The 20,690-nt window shown below is 62.7% G+C and carries 16 protein-coding genes and 1 pseudogene; 9 read left to right on the top strand and 8 right to left on the bottom strand.

Annotated elements, in window-relative coordinates:
• The first annotated feature begins 43 nt into the window (after nt 1-43).
• From AC3IP0_RS16940 to AC3IP0_RS16905, 8 genes are read left to right on the top strand one after another with little or no spacing between them, the layout of a single operon-like run.
• Nucleotides 44-1,162 carry a hypothetical protein gene (locus AC3IP0_RS16940; RefSeq protein WP_489316253.1) on the top strand — a complete coding sequence of 373 codons (1,119 nt, stop codon included), beginning with the start codon at nt 44-46 and terminating at the stop codon, nt 1,160-1,162.
• A gap of 10 nt (nt 1,163-1,172) precedes the next feature.
• A complete protein-coding gene (locus tag AC3IP0_RS16935) occupies nt 1,173-4,553 on the top strand; it encodes an ImcF-related family protein (protein WP_489325416.1) in 3,381 nt (1,126 codons plus the stop codon).
• Nucleotides 4,550-6,136, top strand: coding sequence for a type VI secretion system protein TssA (gene tssA, locus AC3IP0_RS16930; protein WP_489325414.1), 1,587 nt, complete (start codon nt 4,550-4,552; stop codon nt 6,134-6,136). The genes AC3IP0_RS16935 and tssA overlap by 4 nt, the downstream gene beginning before the upstream one ends.
• Nucleotides 6,137-6,163: 27 nt before the next feature.
• Complete coding sequence (gene tssF / locus AC3IP0_RS16925) at nt 6,164-7,927, top strand: type VI secretion system baseplate subunit TssF (RefSeq protein WP_223456718.1); 1,764 nt, start codon at nt 6,164-6,166, stop codon at nt 7,925-7,927.
• Nucleotides 7,891-8,988: a type VI secretion system baseplate subunit TssG gene (tssG, locus tag AC3IP0_RS16920; RefSeq protein WP_489325412.1), complete on the top strand. Its 1,098-nt coding sequence runs from the start codon at nt 7,891-7,893 to the stop codon at nt 8,986-8,988. Before tssF ends, tssG begins: the two co-directional genes overlap by 37 nt.
• On the top strand, nt 8,969-9,505 hold the full coding sequence (gene tssJ, locus AC3IP0_RS16915; RefSeq protein WP_489325410.1) for a type VI secretion system lipoprotein TssJ: 537 nt from the start codon (nt 8,969-8,971) through the stop codon (nt 9,503-9,505). The genes tssG and tssJ overlap by 20 nt, the downstream gene beginning before the upstream one ends.
• A 2-nt stretch (nt 9,506-9,507) precedes the next feature.
• Nucleotides 9,508-9,948 (top strand): type VI secretion system baseplate subunit TssE, encoded by a 441-nt coding sequence (tssE, locus tag AC3IP0_RS16910; RefSeq protein ID WP_489325408.1) that lies wholly within the window; start codon nt 9,508-9,510, stop codon nt 9,946-9,948.
• A gap of 37 nt (nt 9,949-9,985) precedes the next feature.
• On the top strand, nt 9,986-11,125 hold the full coding sequence (locus AC3IP0_RS16905; RefSeq protein WP_489325406.1) for an OmpA family protein: 1,140 nt from the start codon (nt 9,986-9,988) through the stop codon (nt 11,123-11,125).
• Between the two features lie 64 nt (nt 11,126-11,189).
• On the opposite strand, the gene speF is transcribed toward AC3IP0_RS16905, so the two are convergent.
• Nucleotides 11,190-13,373 (bottom strand): ornithine decarboxylase SpeF, encoded by a 2,184-nt coding sequence (gene speF, locus AC3IP0_RS16900; RefSeq protein WP_489325405.1) that lies wholly within the window; start codon nt 13,371-13,373, stop codon nt 11,190-11,192.
• Nucleotides 13,374-13,807: 434 nt separating this feature from the next.
• Between speF and AC3IP0_RS16895 the strand changes: the two genes are divergently transcribed.
• Nucleotides 13,808-14,590, top strand: coding sequence for a DeoR/GlpR family DNA-binding transcription regulator (locus tag AC3IP0_RS16895; RefSeq protein WP_489325403.1), 783 nt, complete (start codon nt 13,808-13,810; stop codon nt 14,588-14,590).
• Between the two features lie 212 nt (nt 14,591-14,802).
• On the opposite strand, the gene AC3IP0_RS16890 is transcribed toward AC3IP0_RS16895, so the two are convergent.
• The 7 genes and pseudogenes from AC3IP0_RS16890 to AC3IP0_RS16860 all read right to left on the bottom strand — a co-directional run bounded on the left by AC3IP0_RS16890 (nt 14,803) and on the right by AC3IP0_RS16860 (nt 20,505).
• Nucleotides 14,803-16,086 carry an NAD(P)/FAD-dependent oxidoreductase gene (locus AC3IP0_RS16890; RefSeq protein WP_489325402.1) on the bottom strand — a complete coding sequence of 428 codons (1,284 nt, stop codon included), beginning with the start codon at nt 16,084-16,086 and terminating at the stop codon, nt 14,803-14,805.
• Between the two features lie 477 nt (nt 16,087-16,563).
• Nucleotides 16,564-17,922 carry a chromate efflux transporter gene (gene chrA / locus AC3IP0_RS16885; RefSeq protein WP_489316243.1) on the bottom strand — a complete coding sequence of 453 codons (1,359 nt, stop codon included), beginning with the start codon at nt 17,920-17,922 and terminating at the stop codon, nt 16,564-16,566.
• A gap of 43 nt (nt 17,923-17,965) precedes the next feature.
• On the bottom strand, nt 17,966-18,454 hold the full coding sequence (moaE, locus tag AC3IP0_RS16880) for a molybdopterin synthase catalytic subunit MoaE (protein WP_489316242.1): 489 nt from the start codon (nt 18,452-18,454) through the stop codon (nt 17,966-17,968).
• A 3-nt stretch (nt 18,455-18,457) separates the two neighbouring features.
• Nucleotides 18,458-18,709 carry a molybdopterin converting factor subunit 1 gene (gene moaD / locus AC3IP0_RS16875; RefSeq protein ID WP_489316241.1) on the bottom strand — a complete coding sequence of 84 codons (252 nt, stop codon included), beginning with the start codon at nt 18,707-18,709 and terminating at the stop codon, nt 18,458-18,460.
• Nucleotides 18,706-19,212: a cyclic pyranopterin monophosphate synthase MoaC gene (moaC, locus tag AC3IP0_RS16870; protein ID WP_489325401.1), complete on the bottom strand. Its 507-nt coding sequence runs from the start codon at nt 19,210-19,212 to the stop codon at nt 18,706-18,708. Before moaC ends, moaD begins: the two co-directional genes overlap by 4 nt.
• Before the next feature lie 43 nt (nt 19,213-19,255).
• Nucleotides 19,256-19,366, bottom strand: a pseudogene (locus tag AC3IP0_RS16865) (formate dehydrogenase accessory sulfurtransferase FdhD); the annotation flags it as partial.
• Nucleotides 19,367-19,614: 248 nt separating this feature from the next.
• Nucleotides 19,615-20,505 (bottom strand): LysR family transcriptional regulator, encoded by an 891-nt coding sequence (locus AC3IP0_RS16860; protein WP_223446489.1) that lies wholly within the window; start codon nt 20,503-20,505, stop codon nt 19,615-19,617.
• Nucleotides 20,506-20,690 lie beyond the last annotated feature (185 nt).

Below are 20,690 nucleotides of genomic sequence, written 5' to 3'. Positions count from 1 at the left end.
TTGGGCCGGCTTGTTGCCTCTCTTGTTACTGTTGGGGGCGGGGTTGGCATGGTTGTCCAGCACGGTGCCGTTGGGCCAGCAGTCAGTCGATTTCTGGGCGCTGACCTTGGGCGTGCCCTTGGGTGGCTGGTGCGTGCTGGGGTTCGGCCGGGCATTGCTTTACATAGGCCAACAAAGTGCTGCTGATGGTTGGGATGAAGCACGGGAAAACGATGTGTTTTGCAAAACCCGCCAGGGGCGCCGCACTCAGCAATTGTTGGGTGCCAGTCTGTACACCGCGCTTTGGGAGCCCGGTGATAAGCCGGCCATCCAGCTTGATGCTTTGTTGAACGGCGCTGTCGCCCTTGAGGCTCGACCAGTGCGCGAGGGTGCACCGCCACTTCGCCACACTCATTTTCCAGGCGACAGGGAAGACCCCGAGCACCTGCTGCTGGAGGTGTTGAAGCAGGTGCTCGGCGATTTGGCACCCACCTTGGCGCAGTTGCCGGACAGCAACCCACTGGCGATGTCGCTGGAGATCGAAAGCGGGTTGCCAGAGGGTGTGTTGCGGCGTGTGTGGCGAGAGGCGTGGCGTCTTTCTGGTATCCGTCAATCGACCACACCCGTCGAGGGCAGTGGGTTGGCGGCGGTGGATTGCTGGCTCGATCAGCGCATAGACGATCAGGCGTTGCTGCTGGTGGTGGCGTTGCACTTCGCTCCGGAGCAGCCCGAAGGCACGGCGGAAGTCGCCGTTGGCTTGTTGTTCGGCAATCGTCTGACGCAATCCACCCTGGCGCCAATGGCGTACCTGCATCGCCCTGAACAGGAGCGCGCACCCACCGACGCCGCATTGCTATATGCCGTGCGTCAGGCCCTCGCATGGGTACCGCTGCCAGCAGAGTCCATCGAACAGATCTGGAGAGTGGGTATCCATGCGCAACGCCGTGCCGCCTTGTCGACGGTGTCGGTTGACGGGGCTCTGCCGGCCAGACCCAACCAGGGATGTTGCAGTCTCGATGATTTGCTCGGACATCCCGGTCAAGCCGCCCCGTGGGTGGCGATCGCCGCCGCTGCGCAGACCATCGAACACGGCGCGGGGCCGCAGTTCATTTTCAGTGGCGGCGCTGTCGCCGATGGACTCTGGAGCACGGTGTTGATGCCCGTGTCACCCCTTTCGGAATAGGAAATCTGGAATGCAGTTTCGACGCTCTATAGGAATAGGTGGGCTGGTGAGCATGCTGGTGCTGGCCGGTGTGGTGTTGGGTGTACTGCTCTGGCGTCACCCGGAGTCACTGGGGATTGCCGCCGACAGTGTTCAGCAAACGATGTGGCTTTCGGTGACCTCGGTGATCACCTTCATCGCATCGATATTCCTGGGTGGATATCATTTGTTGGGAAGGCAGATGGGCCACTCGGCATTTAGCCGGCGCGAAAAGGATGATGTTGCTGTACCTGCGCGAGCCCTCCGACCTGATTCCAATGACGTTCAAGCCAGGCCATGGGTGGCCAGGGTTAAAACCTCTTTGCGGGCACGCCCAGGCCTCTTATGGCGTAACAATGTCCGCCTGCTGATCATCATCGGTGAACCCGAACAAATCCAGGCTATCGCGCCCGGCCTGACCCGGGACCATTGGCTGATAGATGATGACACCGTGTTGCTCTGGGGCGGCAGTGTGCAAGACAAACTGGACGATATGGTGATCGAGCGCTGCCGCCGCCTGACCCGCTGGCGTCCCCTCGACGGCGTGATTTGGGCGTTGAACGCCGAGCAAAGTGCCGATGGCTATCATATGGGTAAAGGCGCGCGGCACCTTCAAGACCTCGCTCGTAGGCTGGGCTGGTCGCTGCCGCTGCACCTCTGGCAGGTTTGCGCCAGTCACTGGTTGCAGGAGAAACGCCCGAGTCAGGCGGTTGGCTGCGCACTGTCATCTCGTCTTACCGCCACAGACCTGGAAACGTCGCTGCACAGTCTACTGGGCCCCATGCGTCAGGAAGGCTGGGCGCAGATGAACCTGACGATGGCGCATGATTTTCTGGTGCGCCTGGCGCGGGACCTGCAAGTTGAAGGCGTGGCCCGCTGGCGTAAGGCACTGACGCCGTGGTTCGGCAGTTCCAGGCAGGATGTTCCGTTGCGCGGCCTGTGGTTCAGCCTGCCGTTGTCCAATACAACGCAGAACAAGGAAGAGCACTTCTGGCCCATGGACCCTGCCTGGCAAGGCGTGCTCGGCGAGCCAAAACGGCGGAACCGTCGCCTGGGCTGGAGCGCCCCGCGCGTCGCTTATGGCTTGGTGTTGGCCGTGGCCCTGGTCTGGAGCGCAGGCCTGCTGCTGTCGTTCCTCAGCAACCGCGTGCAGATTCACCATTTGCAAACCTCGCTGACCGCACTGCAGCAAGCCACCCCCGGCGACGCGCAACTGAGCGCTCTCAACGAACTGACCCGCGAACTCGGCCGCCTGGATTACCGCGCCAGCCACGGCTCACCATGGCATCAGCGTTTCGGCCTGAACCAGAACGACGCGCTGTTGGCTATGCTGTGGCCGCGTTACGTCGAGGCCAATCAGCGCCTGTTGCGTGACCCGGCAGCGGCCACCCTCAAGGCCCGCCTCAACGCCCTGGTCAAGCTGCCACCGGACAGCCCCGAACGCGCCAAGCGCGCCCCGGCCGCCTATGCGCAGCTCAAGGCTTACCTGATGCTGGCGCGCCCGGAAAAAGCCGATCCGGCCTTTCTCACCCAAGCCTTGGTGGAAGCCGAACCGCAAAGCACCGGCTACTCACCAGGCCTCTGGCACGCGCTGTCACCGACCCTGTGGGCCTTTTACGCCGAACAACTGGCCGCCCACCCAAACTGGCGCATCGACGCCGATCCCAAGCTGGTCGCCCAGGTCCGCCAGGTCCTGATCAGCCAGCTAGGCCAGCGCAACGGCGAAGCCAGCCTGTACCAAACCGTGCTCGACAACGCGGCCAATCACGCGCCGGCGCTCGGCCTGGCGCAGATGGTCGGCGACACCGAAGCCGCGGCGTTGTTTGCCACTTCAGCGGAGGTACCGGGCGTGTTCACCCGCCAGGCCTGGGAAGGCCAGGTACGCCCGGCCATCGACGCCATCGCCGAGGCGCGTCGCGAGGAAATCGACTGGGTGCTCAGCGATAACCCGGCGCGTCTCGCCGCCGACCTGAGCCCGGAGCAGCTCAAGCAGCGCCTGACCGAACGCTATTTCCAGGACTACGCCCACGCCTGGCTGGACTTCCTCAACCAACTGCGCTGGCAACCGGTGGACAGTCTTGGCGAGGTGATCGACCAGTTGGCGCTGATGAGCGATGTGCGTCAGTCGCCGCTGATCGCCCTGATGAACACCTTGGCTTATCAGGGCCAGGCTGGCACCCGTCGTCAGGCGCTGGCGGACTCGCTGATGCAGTCAGCGCAGCAGTTGCTCGGCAAGGAGCCAGTGCCGGTGATCGATCAGGGCATGCCCGGCAGCGGCAGCCCACTGGACGCCACCTTTGGGCCATTGTTGACCTTGCTCGGCAAAGACGTCGACAACGCCAACGACAGCGAGCGCCTGAGCCTGCAAGCCTTCCTCAATCGCGTCACCCGGGTGCGCCTGAAGTTGCAGCAGGTGAGCAACGCGCCCAATCCCCAGGCGATGACCCAGGCCCTGGCGCAATCAGTTTTCCAAGGCCACAGCGTCGACCTCACCGACACCCAGGCCTACGGCAGTCTGCTCGCCGCCAGCCTCGGCGCCGAGTGGGACGGCATCGGCCAGACCCTGTTCGTGCAGCCGCTGGAGCAGGCCTGGCAACGGGTGCTGCAACCTTCGGTGGCCGGCCTCAACAGCCAGTGGCAGCGGGCGATCGTGCGCGACTGGCAGGGCGCGTTTGCCGGGCGCTACCCCTTTGCCGCCACCGGCAGTGACGCCTCGCTGCCGATGCTCGGGCAGATGATCCGCGCCGACGCCGGGCGCATCGACCAGTTCCTCCAGCAGCAATTGGGCGGCGTGCTGCGCAAGGAAGGCAGCCGCTGGGTGGCCGACGCGCGGCACAGCCAGGGCCTGCACTTCAACCCGAAGTTCCTGACGGCGATCAACCAGCTCAGCCACCTCGCCGACGTGCTCTACACCGACGGCGGCATGGGCCTGAGCTTCGAGCTGCGCGGCAAGCCGGTGCGCGACGTGGTGCAGACCACTTTCATCCTCAACGGCGAAAAGCATGAGTACTTCAACCAGAAGGAACGCTGGCAGCGCTTCAGCTGGCCGGGCTTCAGCCAGCATCCGGGCACGCGTTTGCTGTGGATCAGTGTGCTGGCCAATGAACGCCTCTACGGCGATTACGAAGGCACCTGGGGCCTGATCCGCCTGCTGGAACAAGCGAAAGTCACCGCGCTGAACGACACCGACAGCCAGTACCGCGTGCAGCTCAGGGCACCTGATGGCCTCGACCTGACCTGGCACCTGCGCACCGAACTGGGCGCAGGGCCGCTGGCGCTGCTCAAGTTGCGCGGCTTTGAATTGCCGGCGCAGATTTTTCTCGGCGAAGGCACTCAAGCGCAGCCTTATGCGCAGAATGGAAGTTATCCATGAGCCTGCTCAAACTGATCACCCGTTGCCTCGGCGAACGTGACCCGCTGGCCCTTGCCCGTACCCAGGCCGACTGTTGGCAATCCTGGTTGCAGCCCATCAGCGCGCAGTCGCCGGTCGGTGAAGACCCGGGTTATGACGATGACTTCCAGCGCATGCGCGAAGAGGTCAACAAGCTCTCCGGCGCGAACGTCGACGAGGTGATTCAGCTGGCGGAGAAGTTGCTCGGCCAGCGCTGCAAGGATCTGCGCGTCGCCACTTACTACCTGTGGGCACGCCTGCAGAAGGACGGTGAGACAGGGTTGGCCGATGGCCTTGGTTTATTGGCGGCGCTGGTTGAGCGGTACGCCGGCGATGTGCTTCACGTGAGGGCCAACAGCCGCAAGATGGCCCTGGAGTGGTTGACCGGCGCCAAGGTGCTGGACAGCCTGTCGCTGTACCCGGAGGTGGTCAAGACCGAGGCGGAACGCACGGTGGCGGCGCTGGCCTGGCTTGAACATGGGTTGCAAGCCTGGCCCGAGGATCAGCGGCCGCAGCTGGATGCGTTGCATGGGGCGTTGTCGGCGCGCCTGGCGCAGTCTGGTGGGGTCGATGCGGTGGTGCCGCAACACAGCGCCAGCCACGAGTCCGTCGGCCAGGCCAGCGCGCCGGACAGCCTGGCCATCAAGTCCGGGCGCGACCTGCTGGACAGCGGCCGGAAGCTGGCCGACTACCTGCGTGACCAGCCCCTGGGCTGGCTGGCGGCGCACCGCCTGATGAAGAGTTTGCGCTGGGATACCTTGCACGAGCCGCCGCTACAGGACGCCAGCGGCACGACGCGTATTTCACCGCCCAGGGGAGAATCCAGGGCGAAACTCAAGCGCTTGTATCAGCAACAGAACTGGAGCGAATTGCTTGTTCAGGTCGAATGGATATTCGCCGAGGGGGTCAACCATTTCTGGCTGGACCTGCAGTGGTACCTGGTCCAGGCCCTGAGCAAACTACCGGCGCCTCACGACGGCTGGGCCGACATCGTCAAGCGCGACCTGGGTATGTTCCTCGAGCGGCTGCCGGGCCTGGAGGCGCTGGGGTGGAACGACGGTACACCGTTCGCCGACGAGACCACCCGTGAATGGATCGCTCAGCACGTAAGCTCGCAACAGTCGCGCCAGCTCCTGCCCGCAGCGGCCCCGGCAGCGGTCATGGCCGATGGCGAGATTCTGTCCCTGGAAAGCGAGGCGCTGGCCCAGGCCGACAGCGACGGCGTCGAACATGCACTGGCCTGGCTGGCCGCGCGCCCGGACATCCACAGCGGTCGCCAGCGCTGGCTGCTGCGCCTGCTGATGGCGCGGGTGGCCGAGCAATGTGGCAAGAACGACCTGGCCCTGCACCTGCTCGGTGAACTGGATGCCACGGCCGAGCGCCAGGCCCTGGCGGACTGGGAGCCGGAATTGAATTTCGAGGTCAAGGCCCGCCTGCTCAAGCTGACCCGCCTGAAAGCGCAGCGCAACGACGCCGACAAGCCGGCCCTGAACCGGCGCATGGAGACGTTGCTGGCGGCGCTGGTTGCCATCGATCCGGTACGCGCCGCCGTACTGTGCGGTTGAACCCCATTTATCAGGATTATTTACAGCATGGACAATCTGACACTGCGATATTACGACGCCGAGATGCGCTACCTGCGCGAAGCCGGGCAGGAGTTTGCGCAAGCGTTTCCCGACCGCGCGGCGCAGTTGAACCTGGACAAACCCGGCGCCCGCGATCCCTATGTGGAGCGTCTGTTCGAGGGCTTCGCTTTCTTGATGGGGCGCCTGCGCGAAAAGCTCGACGACGACTTGCCGGAGTTGACCGAAGGCCTGGTCAGCCTGTTGTGGCCCCATTACCTGCGCACCATTCCCTCGCTGTCGATCGTCGAGTTCCAGGTGGAACTGGCACAGCTCAGGCGCAGCGAGCTGATCGCCGCCGGCCAGGAGGTGCTCTCGCAACCCATCGGGCCGCAGCGTACCGTATGCCGTTACACCACCACCCAGGACCTGCGGCTGCAACCCATCGAATTGCAATCCTTGCGCCTGGCCCATGAGCCCGACGGCCGCTCGCTGCTGCGCCTGCGGTTTGCCTGCGCAACGGCGATCGACTGGAGCCAGATCGACCTCAGCCGCGTGCCGATGTACCTGAACGCCGATGCCCCTCTGGCCAGCGCGCTGCATCAGGCCCTGACCCTGCATGCCCAGGCGTTGTATGTGCGCCTGCCGGGCGAGGCGCAACGAGTTGCACTGGCAGGTCATTTCGCGCCCAAGGGCTTTGCCGACGAGGACCGTTTGTGGCCAAAGGGCGACAGCGCGTTCAGCGGCTATCAGTTGCTGCTGGAATATTTCACCTTCCGCGAGAAGTTCATGTTCGTCACCCTCCATGGCCTGGAGCAGGTGAACATCACTGCGGATATGCCCTGGTTCGAACTGGAGGTGGTCCTGCGCGAGTCGTGGCCGCAGGCATTCAACCTGAGCGCCGAACACCTTCGCCTGCATGCGGTACCGGTGATCAATCTGTTCACCCTGGAAGCCGATCCGATGCCGCTGGATCCATTGCAAACCGACTACCTGTTGCGTCCCATGCGCCTGCAGGACGGTCACACGGAAATTTACTCGGTGGACCGGGTCACCGCATCGAAGAACACCGAGCGTCTGGACTATGTGCCGTTCAGCAGTTTTCGTCACAAGGGCGGAATGTTGCGCGACGAGGCGCCCGAGCGTTACTTCCATACCCGCCTCAAGCGAGGCGCCATTGGCCTGCACGATACCTGGCTGATTCTCGGGGGCGACGGCTTCGATCAGGATCGCTTGCAGGGCAGCCAGAGCCTGTCCCTGCAACTGACCGGGACCCACGGCCTGCTGCCACGCAAGGCGCTGCAAAGCACCCTGCTTGATGGGCTGGTCAACACCGCCTTGAGCGGCTTGCGCGTGCGCAATCTGAGCGCCCCGACCTTGCCGTGCTATCCGCCGAACCGCGATCGTTTCCACTGGCGCGTACTCAGCCACCTGGGCTCCAACTTCCTGCCGATGCTCGATAACGCCGAAGTGCTGCGCGGCACCCTGGCGCTGTACGACTGGACCGGCAGCGAACTGAACCGCCGTCGCCTGGCGGCCATCGTCGAAGTCAGGCACCACCTGGTGCAGCGGTTCGAAAAGGGCTTTCTGCTGCGCGGCGTGGACATCGAAGTGACCCTCGACGCCCATGGTTTTTGCGGCGAGGGCGACATCAGCCTGTTCGGCGAAATGCTCCATCGCTTCTTCGCGCTGTACGCCGACATTCACCTGTTCAACCAGCTCACGCTGATCCTTCAACCTACTGGAAAGTGCCTGCGATGGAACGAGAACCACAGTCAGCGTATTCCCGGCTGAAAGCCTGCGGATTGCTCGAGGTGCTGGAGGGGCGGGTGGCCGAGGCCAGTCTGTATCGGTTCTGCCAGCTGCTGGAGCAAGCCCTGCCAGGCCATCCGCCGCTGGGCAGCACCAGCCATCCGGCAGACGACCCGGTACGGTTTCGCCCGGACCCCGGCATGGGCTTTCCCGCCGGTGAGCTGAAGTACATCGAGATCGATGACCGGCAGCCGCTGCGTCCGGCGACGGTGCGTACGCGGCTGTTGGGCTTGTACGGCGTGGATTCGCCATTGCCGACGGCTTTTGTCGACGACATTGCCCAGCGCCGCGACGGGCATGAGGCGCTTGAGGCGTTTCTGGATATTTTCAACCACCGGATCTTCACCCAGTTCTATCGGATCTGGCGCAAGTATTCCTACCCGGCCACCTTCGAAGCCGGCGGCAGTGATGCGACGTCGCAGTGTCTGCTGGGTCTGGTCGGTCTTGGCATTCCCGGCACGGCCAAGCGCATTGCCACGCCGGTTTCGCGGTTTCTCGCGCTGCTCAGTGTGATGCGCATGCCCACCCGCAACGCCGAGGGCATCACCGCTCTGGTGTCGCTGCTGGCTCCAGAGACCCGGGCCAGGATCACGCCGCACTGGCCACAGAGAATCCCCCTGGCCCATCCGGCGAGTCTGTCCGCGAGTCGTCCGGTCAGCCTGTCCCAGGGCACGCCGCTGGGGAGCAACGGATTCGACGCCAACAGCCAGCTGCACTTGGCGCTGTTCACCAGGGACCGGGACGAAGCACGGGGCTGGTTGCCCGATGGCCAGTTGTATAACGATCTGCTGGTGTTGCTGCGGGTCTACCTGGGCTGGCGCTGCACCGCCAGGCTGCAGTTGTCGCTGCCGGTGCGCAGCTTGCCGCAACCGGTGCTGGGGCGGGCGCCGATCCGCCTGGGCATGACCGGCATGCTGGGTTCGGGCAGTGACACCTGGCAGGGCGCGGAACACGACACCATCACCATCAATCTGGGCCGCTACCAGGGCCTGTCGAAAAACACTCGGAACAGGGAAGCACAGCATGTCGCGTACCGTTGGTAATTCATTGATCCTGACGACGCTGGCGGTAGTGCTCGCCGGCTGTGGTGTCACTCAGACTGTCTCGGAAGGCACGGCATCTGCCACCCGCTCGATTTTCTACAAACAGGTGAAAGACCTGCGCCTGGATTTCAGTGCCCGCACGGCCATCAACACTGATGTTGCGGACATGAATGCGATGTCGGTCCCGACGCTGGTACGGGTCTATCAACTGAGCGACAGCAAGGCGCTGCAGAGGGCTTCCTACGATAGCCTGCTCGGTGGTGACGAGCAGGCGCTGGTCGGCGAATTGCTCGATACCCGGGCACTGGTGATCAAGCCGGGCGAGGGCGCGAAACTGGATGTGCCGCTGGACAAGGACGCGCGTTTCGTCACGGTGGTCGCGCTGTTTCGTAACCCCGATGTGCAGATGAATACTTGGCGCCTGACCTTGAACCGCGACGATCTCGACCCGGACCGGGCACGGGTCATCGAGCTGGGGGACAACCAATTGACCCTGCGCGCGTTGGCCCGGGACTGACCATGCCTGACCTCAATCCTTCGCTTTACGAAACGCTGCTGCAGAATTTCGACGGTGAGCTGGACCTGCATCAAGTCAATGAAGAAGACCAGCACACGCTGTCGGTACTGGACAACCTGCAACGTATCCTCAACAGCCGGGCAGGAACCCTCGCGCACTTGCCCGATTATGGTCTTCCCGACATGGGCCAGATCCTGCAGGGCCTGCCGGGCTCGGCGCACGTGCTGATGAGGGCCATGCAAAACACCCTGGTCAAGTACGAGCCGCGCCTGGCGACGGTGCACATCGCGTTGCTCGAGCAGGCTTTGCCGGGCCATCTGGAGTACAGCCTCGATGTCCAGCTCAAAAGCGGCCGGCAGGTGACCTTCGGTACCACCCTGGCAGCGGAGGGCAAAGTCCTGGTGCGCCATCTGAAACGACAGCAATGGCTGTCGAAACCCTGAACCTGTAAAGCAACGGAGGCTGACGGTGCTATTTGAAATGCGTATTCGGCTGGGCGGTGATCCGCGCGGTCATGGTGAGTTTATTGCGCTGCGCGAAGAGCTGGCGAAGTTGGGTCACCCGGCCTGTCCCGATGTGGATTGGGCGAAAGTGGAGCAGTGGTGCCTGGCACTGTTCGAACACAACGGCGCAGACCTGCAGACGGCCGCCGCGTTTGCCTTGGCGCGCAGCCAGCGGCATGGTGTGGAAGGTATGAGCCAAGGCGTGACACTGATCGAAACCCTGTGCGGCCAATGGGCAGCCTGTTGGCCACCCATGGCGTCGGTGCGCCTGGATATCCTCGTCTGGCTGTGCGTGCAGTGGCAGGCGTTGTTGCGCAATCTGGCGCCGGGAACACAACACTTCCCCGAGTTGCTTCAACTGGACAGCGGGCTGGCGCGTTTGCAGCAGCGCCTGGAGCTGCAGGCACAAGCGCCGGTGGTGGCCCTGCATGCCTTGCGCCAGCAGATCGAGAGCCTGATCCGGCGCATGCAGCGCAGCAGCGTTGTGGTCGGCACGCTATCGCCGCCTGCAAGGGAGCCGGCGCCGGCTGTGATGATGCCCGTGGTGATATTGCCGCCCAACCCCTTGCCCATGCCTGAAATGCCGCCGGCGAAGCGTCCCCTGGCCCGGTGGCTTTGCGCTGCAGCCGTTGTGACGGGCCTGGTCAGCGGAGCCTGGTGGCTGGGCTCGACCGGCGTCGCCGAGCAACGCCTGGCGCATCTATTGCAGCCGCCACCGACTATTGTCGCGCCGGTGCGCCTGGACAGCCTGTCGTTGTTCGAGGCCGGCAGCGCCGAGCTCAAGCCGGGCTCGACCAAGATCCTGATCAGCGCCCTGGTCGACATCAAGGCCCAGCCCGGCTGGTTGATCGTCATTGGCGGGCATACGGATGGTCGAGGCAGTGCGCAGCACAATCAGCAGCTTTCCCGCGCCCGGGCCTCGGCCGTGCGTGACTGGATGCAACGCATGGGTGATATTCCTGACAGTTGCTTTGCGGTGCAGGGGTTTGCCGCCAGCCAGCCTGTCAGCAGTGATGACAGCGAAACCGGGCGTGCGGCGAACCGACGGGTTGAAATCAGCCTGTTGCCACAAGCGGGTGCATGCGGGCAAACGGCGTCAGGGGAGCGCCCCGTGTAGGCGAGGGGGGAGGGAAATACAGGCGTAGCCGCGGTCCGTGCCCGCGGCTACGCCTGCACAGGGGTCAAGCCTTGATCACATATCCATAAGCGCGAATACGCCCCTCATGCTCCTTCAGATAAACCCCCTGCAACTCCGGTGTGAAACCGGGCAAGCGGTTGATGCCTTCCTCCAGGGCCAGGAAGTACTTCAACACCGCGCCGCCCCAGATTTCACCCGGCACCACGCACAGCACCCCCGGCGGATAAGGCAGCGCGCCCTCGGCGGCAATGCGCCCGTCGGCGTCCGCCAGCGCCACCAGTTCGACGTTGCCGCGGATGTACTCGATCTGCGCTTGCTGCGGGTTCATCGCCTTTTTCGGGAAGTGCTCCTTGCGGAACATGTCCTTCTGCAATTGCTGCACGTTGTGGTGGCGATACAGGTCGTGCATTTCCTGACAGAGCTGGCGAATGCTGTAGTTGCGATAGCGCTCCTGATGCTGCGCGTAGATCGCCGGCAGCACCCGGCTCATCGGCGCGTCATCGCTGATGAAGCGTTCGAAGCGGGCGATCTGTGCGGCCAGGTGGGTCATCTTCGCCCAGTCTTCGGCCGGGGTGAGCAGGAACAGGATCGAGTTGAGGTCGCACTTTTCCGGGACGATGCCGTTCTCGCGCAGGAAGTTGGCCAGGATGCCGGCGTGAATGCCGAAGTCGGTGTAGCTGCCGTCCACCGGGTCGATGCCCGGCGTGGTGAACAGCAACTTGCACGGGTCGATGAAGTACTGCTTCTCGGCGTAACCACCAAAGGCGTGCCAACGGTCCTTGGGATGGAACTCGAAGAAGCGGATGTCGTTGGCGATTTCTTCCGTCGGATAGTCTTCCCAGGCGCGCCCTTCAATGCTGTAGGGCACGAACGGGCGGACCATGGTGCAGGCTTCGAGGATCAACTTGCGCGCCTCGATGCCGAACTTCACGCAGTCTTCCCACAGGCGCAGGCCGCTGCGGCCGGAGTGAATGCGCGCATTCACATCCAGCGAGGCGAACAGCGGGTAGAAGGGGCTGGTGGACGCCTGGGCCATGAACGCGTTGTTGAGCCGGTGGTGGTTGCAATAACGTGCCTGACCTTTGATGTGGCGGTCCTTCTTGTGCACCTGGGAGGCCTGGGAAAAACCGGCCTGCTGCTTGTGCACCGACTGGGTGACGAAGATGCCCGGGTCGTTCTCGTCCAGATCCAATAACAGTGGTGAGCAGTCCTTCATCATCGGGATGAACTGCTCGTAGCCGACCCACGCCGAGTCGAACAGGATGTAGTCACACAGCTTGCCGATGCGGTCGACCACTTGCCGGGCGTTGTAGATGGTGCCGTCGTAAGTGCCCAGTTGAATGATCGCCAGGCGGAACGGCCGCGGCAGCTGGGCCTTGTCCGGGGCGACTTCGGCGATCAGTTCGCGCAGGTAGTCTTCTTCGAAACAGTGGGCGTCGATGCCGCCGATGAAGCCGTAGGGGTTGCGCGCGGTTTCCAGGTAGACCGGCGTGGCACCGGCCTGCAACAGCGCGCCCTGGTGGTTGGACTTGTGGTTGTTGCGGTCGAACAGCACCAGATCGCCGGGGGTCAACAGGGCGTTGGTCACCACCTTGTTCGAGGCCGAGGTGCCGTTGAGCACGAAGTAGGTCTTGTCGGCGTTGAACACCTGCGCGGCGTGTTTCTGCGCCAGCAGTGCCGGGCCTTCGTGGATCAGCAGGTCGCCGAGCTTGACGTCGGCGTTGCACATGTCGGCGCGAAACAGCGTCTCGCCGAAGAAGTCGAAAAACTGCCGGCCCGCCGGGTGCTTGCGAAAGAACTGGCCGCCCTGGTGGCCGGGGCAGGCAAAGGTGGCGTTGGCCGCCTCGGTGTAGTGTTTGAGCGAATCGAAGAACGGCGGCAGCAGACTTGCTTCGTAGGCCTTGGCCGCGGTTTCCAGTTGGTTGCCGTGGTATTCGACGTTGCTGGGGGACAGGTCGAAGATGCCGTTCACTTGCAGCAGCACGTCATTGAGGTGTTTGTAGACTTCCCGGGGGTGGGTGCTGGTGCCGGGGGATGCCACCAGGAAGATCGGGATATCAAAACCGGTGCGCTGAATGACGTCGAGGGATCCGGCCAACACATCATTGACCGACACCACGGCCACGGCGACATCGGTGAAGTCGGTGTGACCGAGCGGGACCACCTCCCGGGCATTCAGGAAACAGACTGATGCGCCTTCACTGGCGGCGATTTTCAGGGCTTTCATCGGTGGCGTCTCCTGGCGGGCACTCAATTGTCCGCAGCTTTTCTAGAGATCAACTTCCGGGGGAGCCTTCCAGTTCCCCTGTTCGGAAATCGTGTCACCACTGGTTATAGAGCATATTCCTGATCTGTCAGGCTTTTTACCGCGACCTTGCACATCTTGACTCGTGGCGCCTCACGACCTGTCGGTCAGGCGTGAACCAGCGCAATGGTGAACGAGACCACGATCATGCAGGCAAAAGCAAAATTGATATTCATGAGGTTTCCATCCGAAACATGAGTGACGGCGCCATCTTGAACAGGTCAGGGGAAAATCAAAAATTCGGCGTAATGATTTGAAAGATCGAAAAAAATGATACCTGGCCGGTTCGTTGTTTTTGCTCCGGGTTACGGATACTCTCGTGTAACACGCAAATGCATGCATAAACGAGCAAAAACATGCACGACAATCATTGCGCTGCGGAACTTCCGTCAGTGCGCCGGCAAAAAATCCTGTTGATCCTCGAACGTGACGGCAAGGTCATGGCCTCGGAGTTGAGCCAGCATTTCGCGGTGTCCGAAGACACCATCCGCAGGGATCTGGCGGAACTGGCCAGCGTCGGCCTGGTGCAGCGGGTGCATGGCGGGGCGTTGCCGCGGCCCAAAGACACCGGCAAGGACTATTTCACCCGGATCAGCGAAACCGACGAGGTGAAAACCCATCTGGCGCAACTGGCCGCGCAACGGGTGCAGGACGGTCAGATCGTGGTGTTCGATTCCGGCACCACCACCTTGCAGATCGCGCGTTCGCTGCCGGTGGATATCGCCATTACCGCGATCACCGCGTCGCCGATGACGGCCATTACCTTGTCCGAATACAAAGGCATCAAAGTGATTCTGGCGGGCGGCCAGCTCAACCCGGCGACGATGTCGGCCAGCGGTCACGAAACCTTGCGGCTGCTGGCGGGGATCAAGGCCGATCTGCTGTTTACCGGGGTCTGCGCGATTCATCCGCAGGTGGGCTTGAGCTCACTGCATTTCGATGAGGTGCCGGTGAAACAGGCGATGCTCGACTGTGCCTCCCACGTGATTGCCGTCACAACGGCGGACAAGCTCGGTGCGGTGGAACCCTTTGTCGTCGCGCCTTGTAGCCGCGTGCACACGCTGATCACCGAACGGCATGTGGCGTCCGGCAATGTCGAGGACTATCGGGCGCTGGGGATTGAGGTGGTGCAGGCTTGAGTGGGGCTCTGTGGGAGCGAGCTTGCTCGCGATGGCGTACTTTCAGCCGACATCGCTGCTGAATGACACACCGTCATCGCGAGCAAGCCCGCTCCCACAGGGATTGATGTCGACCATAAATATCGAGGCCGGCAAACAAACCTTGTGGGAGCGGGCTTGCCCGCGAAGAGGGCGGCACAAACAACATCAATGCTGGATGTGCAACCAATGGCTCAGCGCAATCGCTCAAGCATCTGGTAGTACCACATGCCGGCGGCCAGCATCGGGTTGCCCAGCAGGTCGCCCATGGGCACGCGGATGTGCTGGCAGGCGGCGAAGGTGTCGAACTGCTGCATTTGTCCTGTGATCGCGCGACCCATGATTTCACCCATGATGTGGGTGGTGGCGATGCCGTGGCCGGAGTAACCCTGGCAATACCAGACGTTGTCCGATAGCTTGCCCAGTTGCGGGATGCGGTTGATCACGATGCCCATCGCGCAGCTCCACTGGTAGTCGATGGCCACGCCTTTGAGCGCCGGGAAGGTCTGTTCGATGCACGGCCGCAGCTCGGCGGCGATGTCGCGCGAATCCTTGCCGCTGTAGTTGGCGCCACCACCGAACAACAGGCGACCGTCAGCGGTGAGGCGGTAGTAGTCGAGCACGAAACGGCAGTCGTAGACCGCCAGGTCTTCGGGGTTGATCTGTCTGGCCAGATCGCCCAGGGGCGCGGTGGTGACAATGCCGCCCATGGCCGGGAAAATCTTGCCCTTGAGCTTGCCCGGTTCCAGTTTGTGGTAGACGTCGCCGGCCAGCAGTACCTGGTTGGCGTCGATCTGCCCGTGGGCGGTGCGTACTCCAGGCGTGTCGCCGTGAATGATCCCCAGCACTTCGCTGTTCTCGAAGATCAATGCACCCAGGCTCTCGGCTGCCCGTGCTTCACCGATGCACAGGTTCAACGGGTGCAGGTGCATGTTGCGGGTGTTCTTGATCGCGCCGTGGTAGAGCTCGCTTTGCAGCAGGTCGCGCACCTGGCTGCGGTCGAGCAGGCTGACCTCGTCGCCCATGCCACGGTGTACCGCCTCTTCGTAATCCTTGCGCAAGCCGACCATGTGCGCGGGTTTGTACGCCGCGTGCAGGTGGCCGTGCTTGAGGTCGCAGGCGATGCCGTACTTTTCCACGCGCTGCTGGATGATCTGGTGCCCGCGCCAGCGCAGGTTCCAGATGAAATCGTCGACGTCATCACCGATGGTGCGGCGCATCTGTTTGCGCATCGCCTCGTCGCCCGACAGGCTGCCGGTGACCTGGCCGCCGTTGCGCCCGGTGGCGCCCCAGCCGATCTTGTGGCTTTCGACGATGGCGACCTTCAGGCCTTTTTCCGCCAGCTCGACGGCGGTGGCCACGCCGGTGAAACCACCGCCGATGATCACCACGTCAACCCGGTGCCGGCCTTGCAGCGTCGGGTAATCGGTGTCCTGGTTGAGGGTGGCGGTGTAGTAGGAATTGCAACGTTGAGTCATGTCGGTGTCCAGGCAGAATTGGGAGAAACCAATGCCGGTCACGCAAGCGCAGTTCTTGTGGGAGCGGGCTTGCTCGCGAAGGCGTACTTTCAGCCGACATCAGTGCTGAATGACACACCGCTTTCGCGAGCAAGCCCGCTCCCACAGGTTCTGTGTATGGCTGAGCTTCACGCGGACCGGGATAGCGAAGGAGGGGGCTCGCCGATCAGGCGAGCAGGGCGCTATCCGGCGGACGTGCGGAGTGACGCAATTTGGAGCGGCGCAGGGCCATGGGCAGGTTGACGATGCGCTTCATGCAATGCCGTCCGCGGCCAGCAGCGAGGTGGCCTGGATCGAAATGTTCAGCAGGTGCTGTTCTGACGGCAAGGTACGCATGGCGCAGGTTTCCGGCGGCGGAAATCGTCGGTGGCGAGTGGAACAAGCCATCCGGGGATGGCTGGATACTAGGGAGGATTGGGCCGCGTGTAAATGTTTGATTCAGAACATCAGGTGCACGACAAGGCCGATCAACCCGCAGCCGATCAAAACCTCGATCACTCCGCGCTTGAAACGAAGCAATGCAACGCCCGCCACCATCGCGATCAGCAGCGAAGGCCAGTCCAGTGCTCCTTCGAAGCCTTTGGGCCAAAGTACGTGGTAGCCAAAGAAACACGCCAGATTGAGAATCACGCCCACCACGGCGGCCGTAATGGCCGTCAGCGGCGCGGTGAACTTCAGTTCATTGTGCGTCGATTCCACCAGCGGCCCGCCGGCGAGGATGAACAGGAACGAAGGCAGGAAGGTGAACCAGGTCACCAGCGTGGCGGCCAGGGCACCGGCGACAAACGCTTGATCCGGCCCGAAGACTTGAAGCACGTAGGCGCCGATGAACCCGACGAAGGCGACGACCATGATCAACGGACCTGGCGTGGTTTCACCGAGCCCCAGGCCGTCGATCATCTGCGTCGGCGTCAGCCATCCGTAGTGACCGACCGCGCCCTGGTAGACATACGGCAGCACCGCGTAGGCACCGCCGAATGTCAGCAGCGCGGCCTTGGTGAAGAACCAGGCCATCTGGGTCAGCGTGCCTTCCCAGCCGAACAGTGCGGTGAGCATGGCCATGGGCAACGTCCACAAGATCGCACCGATAATGGCCAGGCGCGCCAGTTTCCAGCCACTGAAGCGGGCGTGTCCGGGGGTTGGGGTGTCGTCGTCGATCACGGCCGGGCCGAAGGACTTTTTCGCCGCGCTGTGGCCACCGGTCCTGAATTTTTCCGGTGCCAGGCGTCCGCCGAAAAAGCCGATGACCGCCGCGCCGAGCACGATCAGCGGAAACGGCACGTTGAGCACGAAGATGGCCACGAAGGACGCGGCGGCAATACCCCATAACCAGCCGTTCTTCAGCGCCCGCGAGCCGATCCGGTGAGCCGCCTGCACCACGATTGCCGTGACCGCGGGCTTGATCCCGTAGAACAGTCCGGCGACCACGGGCACTTCGCCAAAGGCGATGTACACCCAGGACAGCGCAATCAGGATGAACAACGACGGCAGCACAAACAGCACGCCCGCGATCACACCGCCCCAGGTCCGGTGCATCAGCCAGCCGATGTAGGTCGCCAACTGCTGAGCCTCAGGCCCGGGCAGCAACATGCAGTAGTTGAGGGCATGCAGAAAACGCCGCTCGGAAATCCAGCGCCGGCGCTCGACCAGCTCCTGATGCATGATCGAAATCTGTCCGGCCGGCCCACCGAAACTGATGAAGCCGAGCTTGAGCCAGAACAGGAAGGCTTCGCGCAGGCTGATGGACCGGGGCTGCGGCACATCCTGTTGGGTGATCGGGGAGGGCGTGGGGCTCAAGCGGAAATTCCTTGTGCAGAAAGCGTTGAGCCAGTGACTGTAGCTACGCCGGAGCGCGTTGCATAGCCGCCTGATTCTGCGTATTTGCCCAGCGCTCGACGGCCGAGCGGTCGCTGTCACGGGCATCGACCCAGCGTGCGCCGCACGCCACGTCTTCGCGTTTCCAGAGCGGCGCGTCGGTTTTCAGGTAGTCCATGATGAACGCACAGGCTTCGAAAGCGGCTTGACGATGGGGGCTGCTGACGCCGACAAACACGATCGGCTCGCTGATCGACAACGGTCCGATCCGGTGCACGATTTCCACGGACCTCAGTGGCCATCGGGCCCTGGCGTTGTCGATGATGTTCTGCAGCGAGCGTTCGGTCATGCCCGGGTAGTGCTCCAGAAACATCCCGGCGACCGCCTCACCCTGATTGATGTCGCGCACGTAGCCGACGAAATTGACCACGGCACCCACCCCCGGATCGTTCGCCTGCAGGCTATCGATCAGCCGGCCGACGTCGAACACTTCACGCTGGACCCGAACCGTCATGCCTCACCCTCCGGTGACCGGTGGAAAAAAGGCGATCTCGTCATAGTCCTCGATCACCCGGTCCGGATGGCACAGCTCCTGGTTCAGCGCACACATCAGGTTGTTTTCACCGAGCACAGTGCCCCACAGCTCACCGCGAGCCATCAGCAGTCGGCGCACGTCCTCGATGGTCTTGAGGTTGTCGGTCAGGGGCAGTTTTTCGCCGCCCAGGTTGAGCTGCTCGCGGTAACGGGCGAAGTAGTTGATCAGGATCATTGCGCGTCCTCGAACTTGAAATGACCGGAGCGGCCACCTTGTTTACTCAGCAGGCGGATGTCGTCGATGACCATGCCGCGGTCCACCGCCTTGCACATGTCGTAGAGGGTCAACGCCGCCACGCTGACGGCGGTGAGGGCTTCGAGCTCGACCCCGGTCTGGCCCTCGACGCGGCAGGTGCCGAGGATTTTCACGCTGTCCGGTGTGCAGGCCTTGAGTTCGACGTGGATCGAACTGAGCAGCAGGGTGTGGCACAGCGGGATCAGCTCATGGGTTTTCTTTGCCGCCATGATTCCGGCGATTCGCGCCACGGCAAATACATCGCCTTTGGGGTGGCCGTCGCTTTGAATCAGCTTCAGGGTTTCCGGGCGCATGCGCACCCAGGCCTGGGCCTGGGCTTCACGCTGCGTCGGGGCTTTCTCGCTGACATCGACCATGTTGGCGCGACCCTGGCTGTCGAGGTGGGTCAGGCCATCGGGCGATGCATCTGCAATGTTTGTCATGGGAGGTTCCTGCGCTTGCCAGCGCGGTGATCAGGTGAAGGCATCATGCCGGGCTGTAAATGCGTGGTGCGTTGCGGTGGGGGACGTGAATCAGGTTGAGGCGATGTTTGATTGCCCATTGCACGGTCAGGGCGGTGGGCGTCGCCTGACAAACTGACGCGGCATTGTCGTACGAGCGAAAGTTCACACTCAGCGGTTTTGGCGCAGGGGCGTTAGTGTCTCTTCGAACATTGGCTTGTTCAACTTGGCACAACATGAAAAGAACCTCGAAGCGCTGAATTAAGTTCAGGCTACGGGTAACTTTTCAGAGCGTCCAATCGCTTGTTCCGATGTGCCGATTGGTGATGTCTATCAAGCCGGGCAAACATGTTCGGTTCAGGTTTATATAAAACCGAAACTTGATCAGTGGGTCCGGCTGAATAACGTTCGTGCTTCGGCGAAACACTTCTCGGCAATCGCCGAGCGCGGTTCGGTCTTGCGCATCACCAGGCCCAGGGGCGCGAGCACGCTGGCATCCGGCAATTCGATGAACGACAGGTGTTCGATGGGCTCTTCCAGGCCACTGTCCAGCGGCATGATCGCGCAGCAGAAACCTTCGTGAATCGCCTGCAGCAACTGGTAGGTCGAATCGCTTTCGAGGATCGGCTGCGGGTCCAGCCCGCGGCTGCGAAAGCTCAGGTCGATGGATTTGCGGTAGTGCATGCCGTTGCTGAGCATCCCCAGCGGCAGTTCGGCGGCGTCCTCCCAGCTCATCTGCGTGCCGTCGAAATGGAAGTGGCGGTTGTCGTACAGCAGGCCGACGCGGGTCTCGCCGATCTCGAAAAACTCGAAATAGCTCGGGTTGACGTGATCGAGGTAGCACACGCCCAGGTCCAGCTGATTGTTGCCAAGGCCCTCGATGATCTGGTCGGAACTCAAGGACGACAGGCTGTACTTGAGCTCGGGAAAGCTGCGGGACAGGCCCTGGATGTAGGTGACCGGGTTGAAGCTGCTGAGGGGCACCAGCCCCAGGCGCAGGTTGCCGACGAGTTGACCCCGGCACGCGGCGGCCTCGGCGAAGAGCCCGTCGTGGGCGGCCAGCAGGGTCCTGGCCCACGCCAGTACGCGTTCGCCGGCCTCGGTAAAACCCTCGAAGCGCTGGCCCCGGGTGACCAGCACCAGGTCCAGTTCATCCTCCAGGTTGCGCAGGCGCATCGACAGCGTGGGCTGGGTGATGTGGCAGCGCGCGGCCGCCTGGCCGAAGTGGCGGGTCTGCTCCAGGGCGATCAGGAACTTGAGTTGTTTGATGTCCATGACGGCACCTGCTGGCGGGGGATTGAAGGGGTAAGTATTGACTCAGGTGTGCAAGACACAAGGCGAGGCAGAAATCGTGAGGTGCGGACGATCTCATTGTCTTTGGTGTACGTCCAATCACTACTATCTAAGGGGTTATCGACGGGCTCTATCGTTGATGTTGTTTCTGCTCTTTTTATATTGAT

Source organism: Pseudomonas sp. GL_103 (genome assembly GCF_057835175.1).
The sequence above is the reverse complement of the archived record's forward strand: the minus strand, read 5'-3'. Positions and strand labels throughout refer to the sequence as shown.

Excerpts from the sequence above, each read along its gene's own strand:
- moaE (WP_489316242.1), bottom strand. The coding sequence starts at position 18,454 with ATGACGGTTCGGGTCCAGCGTGAAGTGTTCGACGTCGGCCGGCTGATC.
- tssF (WP_223456718.1), top strand. The coding sequence starts at position 6,164 with ATGGACAATCTGACACTGCGATATTACGACGCCGAGATGCGCTACCTG.
- moaD (WP_489316241.1), bottom strand. The coding sequence starts at position 18,709 with ATGATCCTGATCAACTACTTCGCCCGTTACCGCGAGCAGCTCAACCTG.
- tssG (WP_489325412.1), top strand. The coding sequence starts at position 7,891 with ATGGAACGAGAACCACAGTCAGCGTATTCCCGGCTGAAAGCCTGCGGA.
- tssJ (WP_489325410.1), top strand. The coding sequence starts at position 8,969 with ATGTCGCGTACCGTTGGTAATTCATTGATCCTGACGACGCTGGCGGTA.
- speF (WP_489325405.1), bottom strand. The coding sequence starts at position 13,373 with ATGAAAGCCCTGAAAATCGCCGCCAGTGAAGGCGCATCAGTCTGTTTC.
- AC3IP0_RS16890 (WP_489325402.1), bottom strand. The coding sequence starts at position 16,086 with ATGACTCAACGTTGCAATTCCTACTACACCGCCACCCTCAACCAGGAC.
- AC3IP0_RS16895 (WP_489325403.1), top strand. The coding sequence starts at position 13,808 with ATGCACGACAATCATTGCGCTGCGGAACTTCCGTCAGTGCGCCGGCAA.
- AC3IP0_RS16860 (WP_223446489.1), bottom strand. The coding sequence starts at position 20,505 with ATGGACATCAAACAACTCAAGTTCCTGATCGCCCTGGAGCAGACCCGC.
- AC3IP0_RS16905 (WP_489325406.1), top strand. The coding sequence starts at position 9,986 with ATGCGTATTCGGCTGGGCGGTGATCCGCGCGGTCATGGTGAGTTTATT.
- tssA (WP_489325414.1), top strand. The coding sequence starts at position 4,550 with ATGAGCCTGCTCAAACTGATCACCCGTTGCCTCGGCGAACGTGACCCG.
- tssE (WP_489325408.1), top strand. The coding sequence starts at position 9,508 with ATGCCTGACCTCAATCCTTCGCTTTACGAAACGCTGCTGCAGAATTTC.
- moaC (WP_489325401.1), bottom strand. The coding sequence starts at position 19,212 with ATGACAAACATTGCAGATGCATCGCCCGATGGCCTGACCCACCTCGAC.
- AC3IP0_RS16935 (WP_489325416.1), top strand. The coding sequence starts at position 1,173 with ATGCAGTTTCGACGCTCTATAGGAATAGGTGGGCTGGTGAGCATGCTG.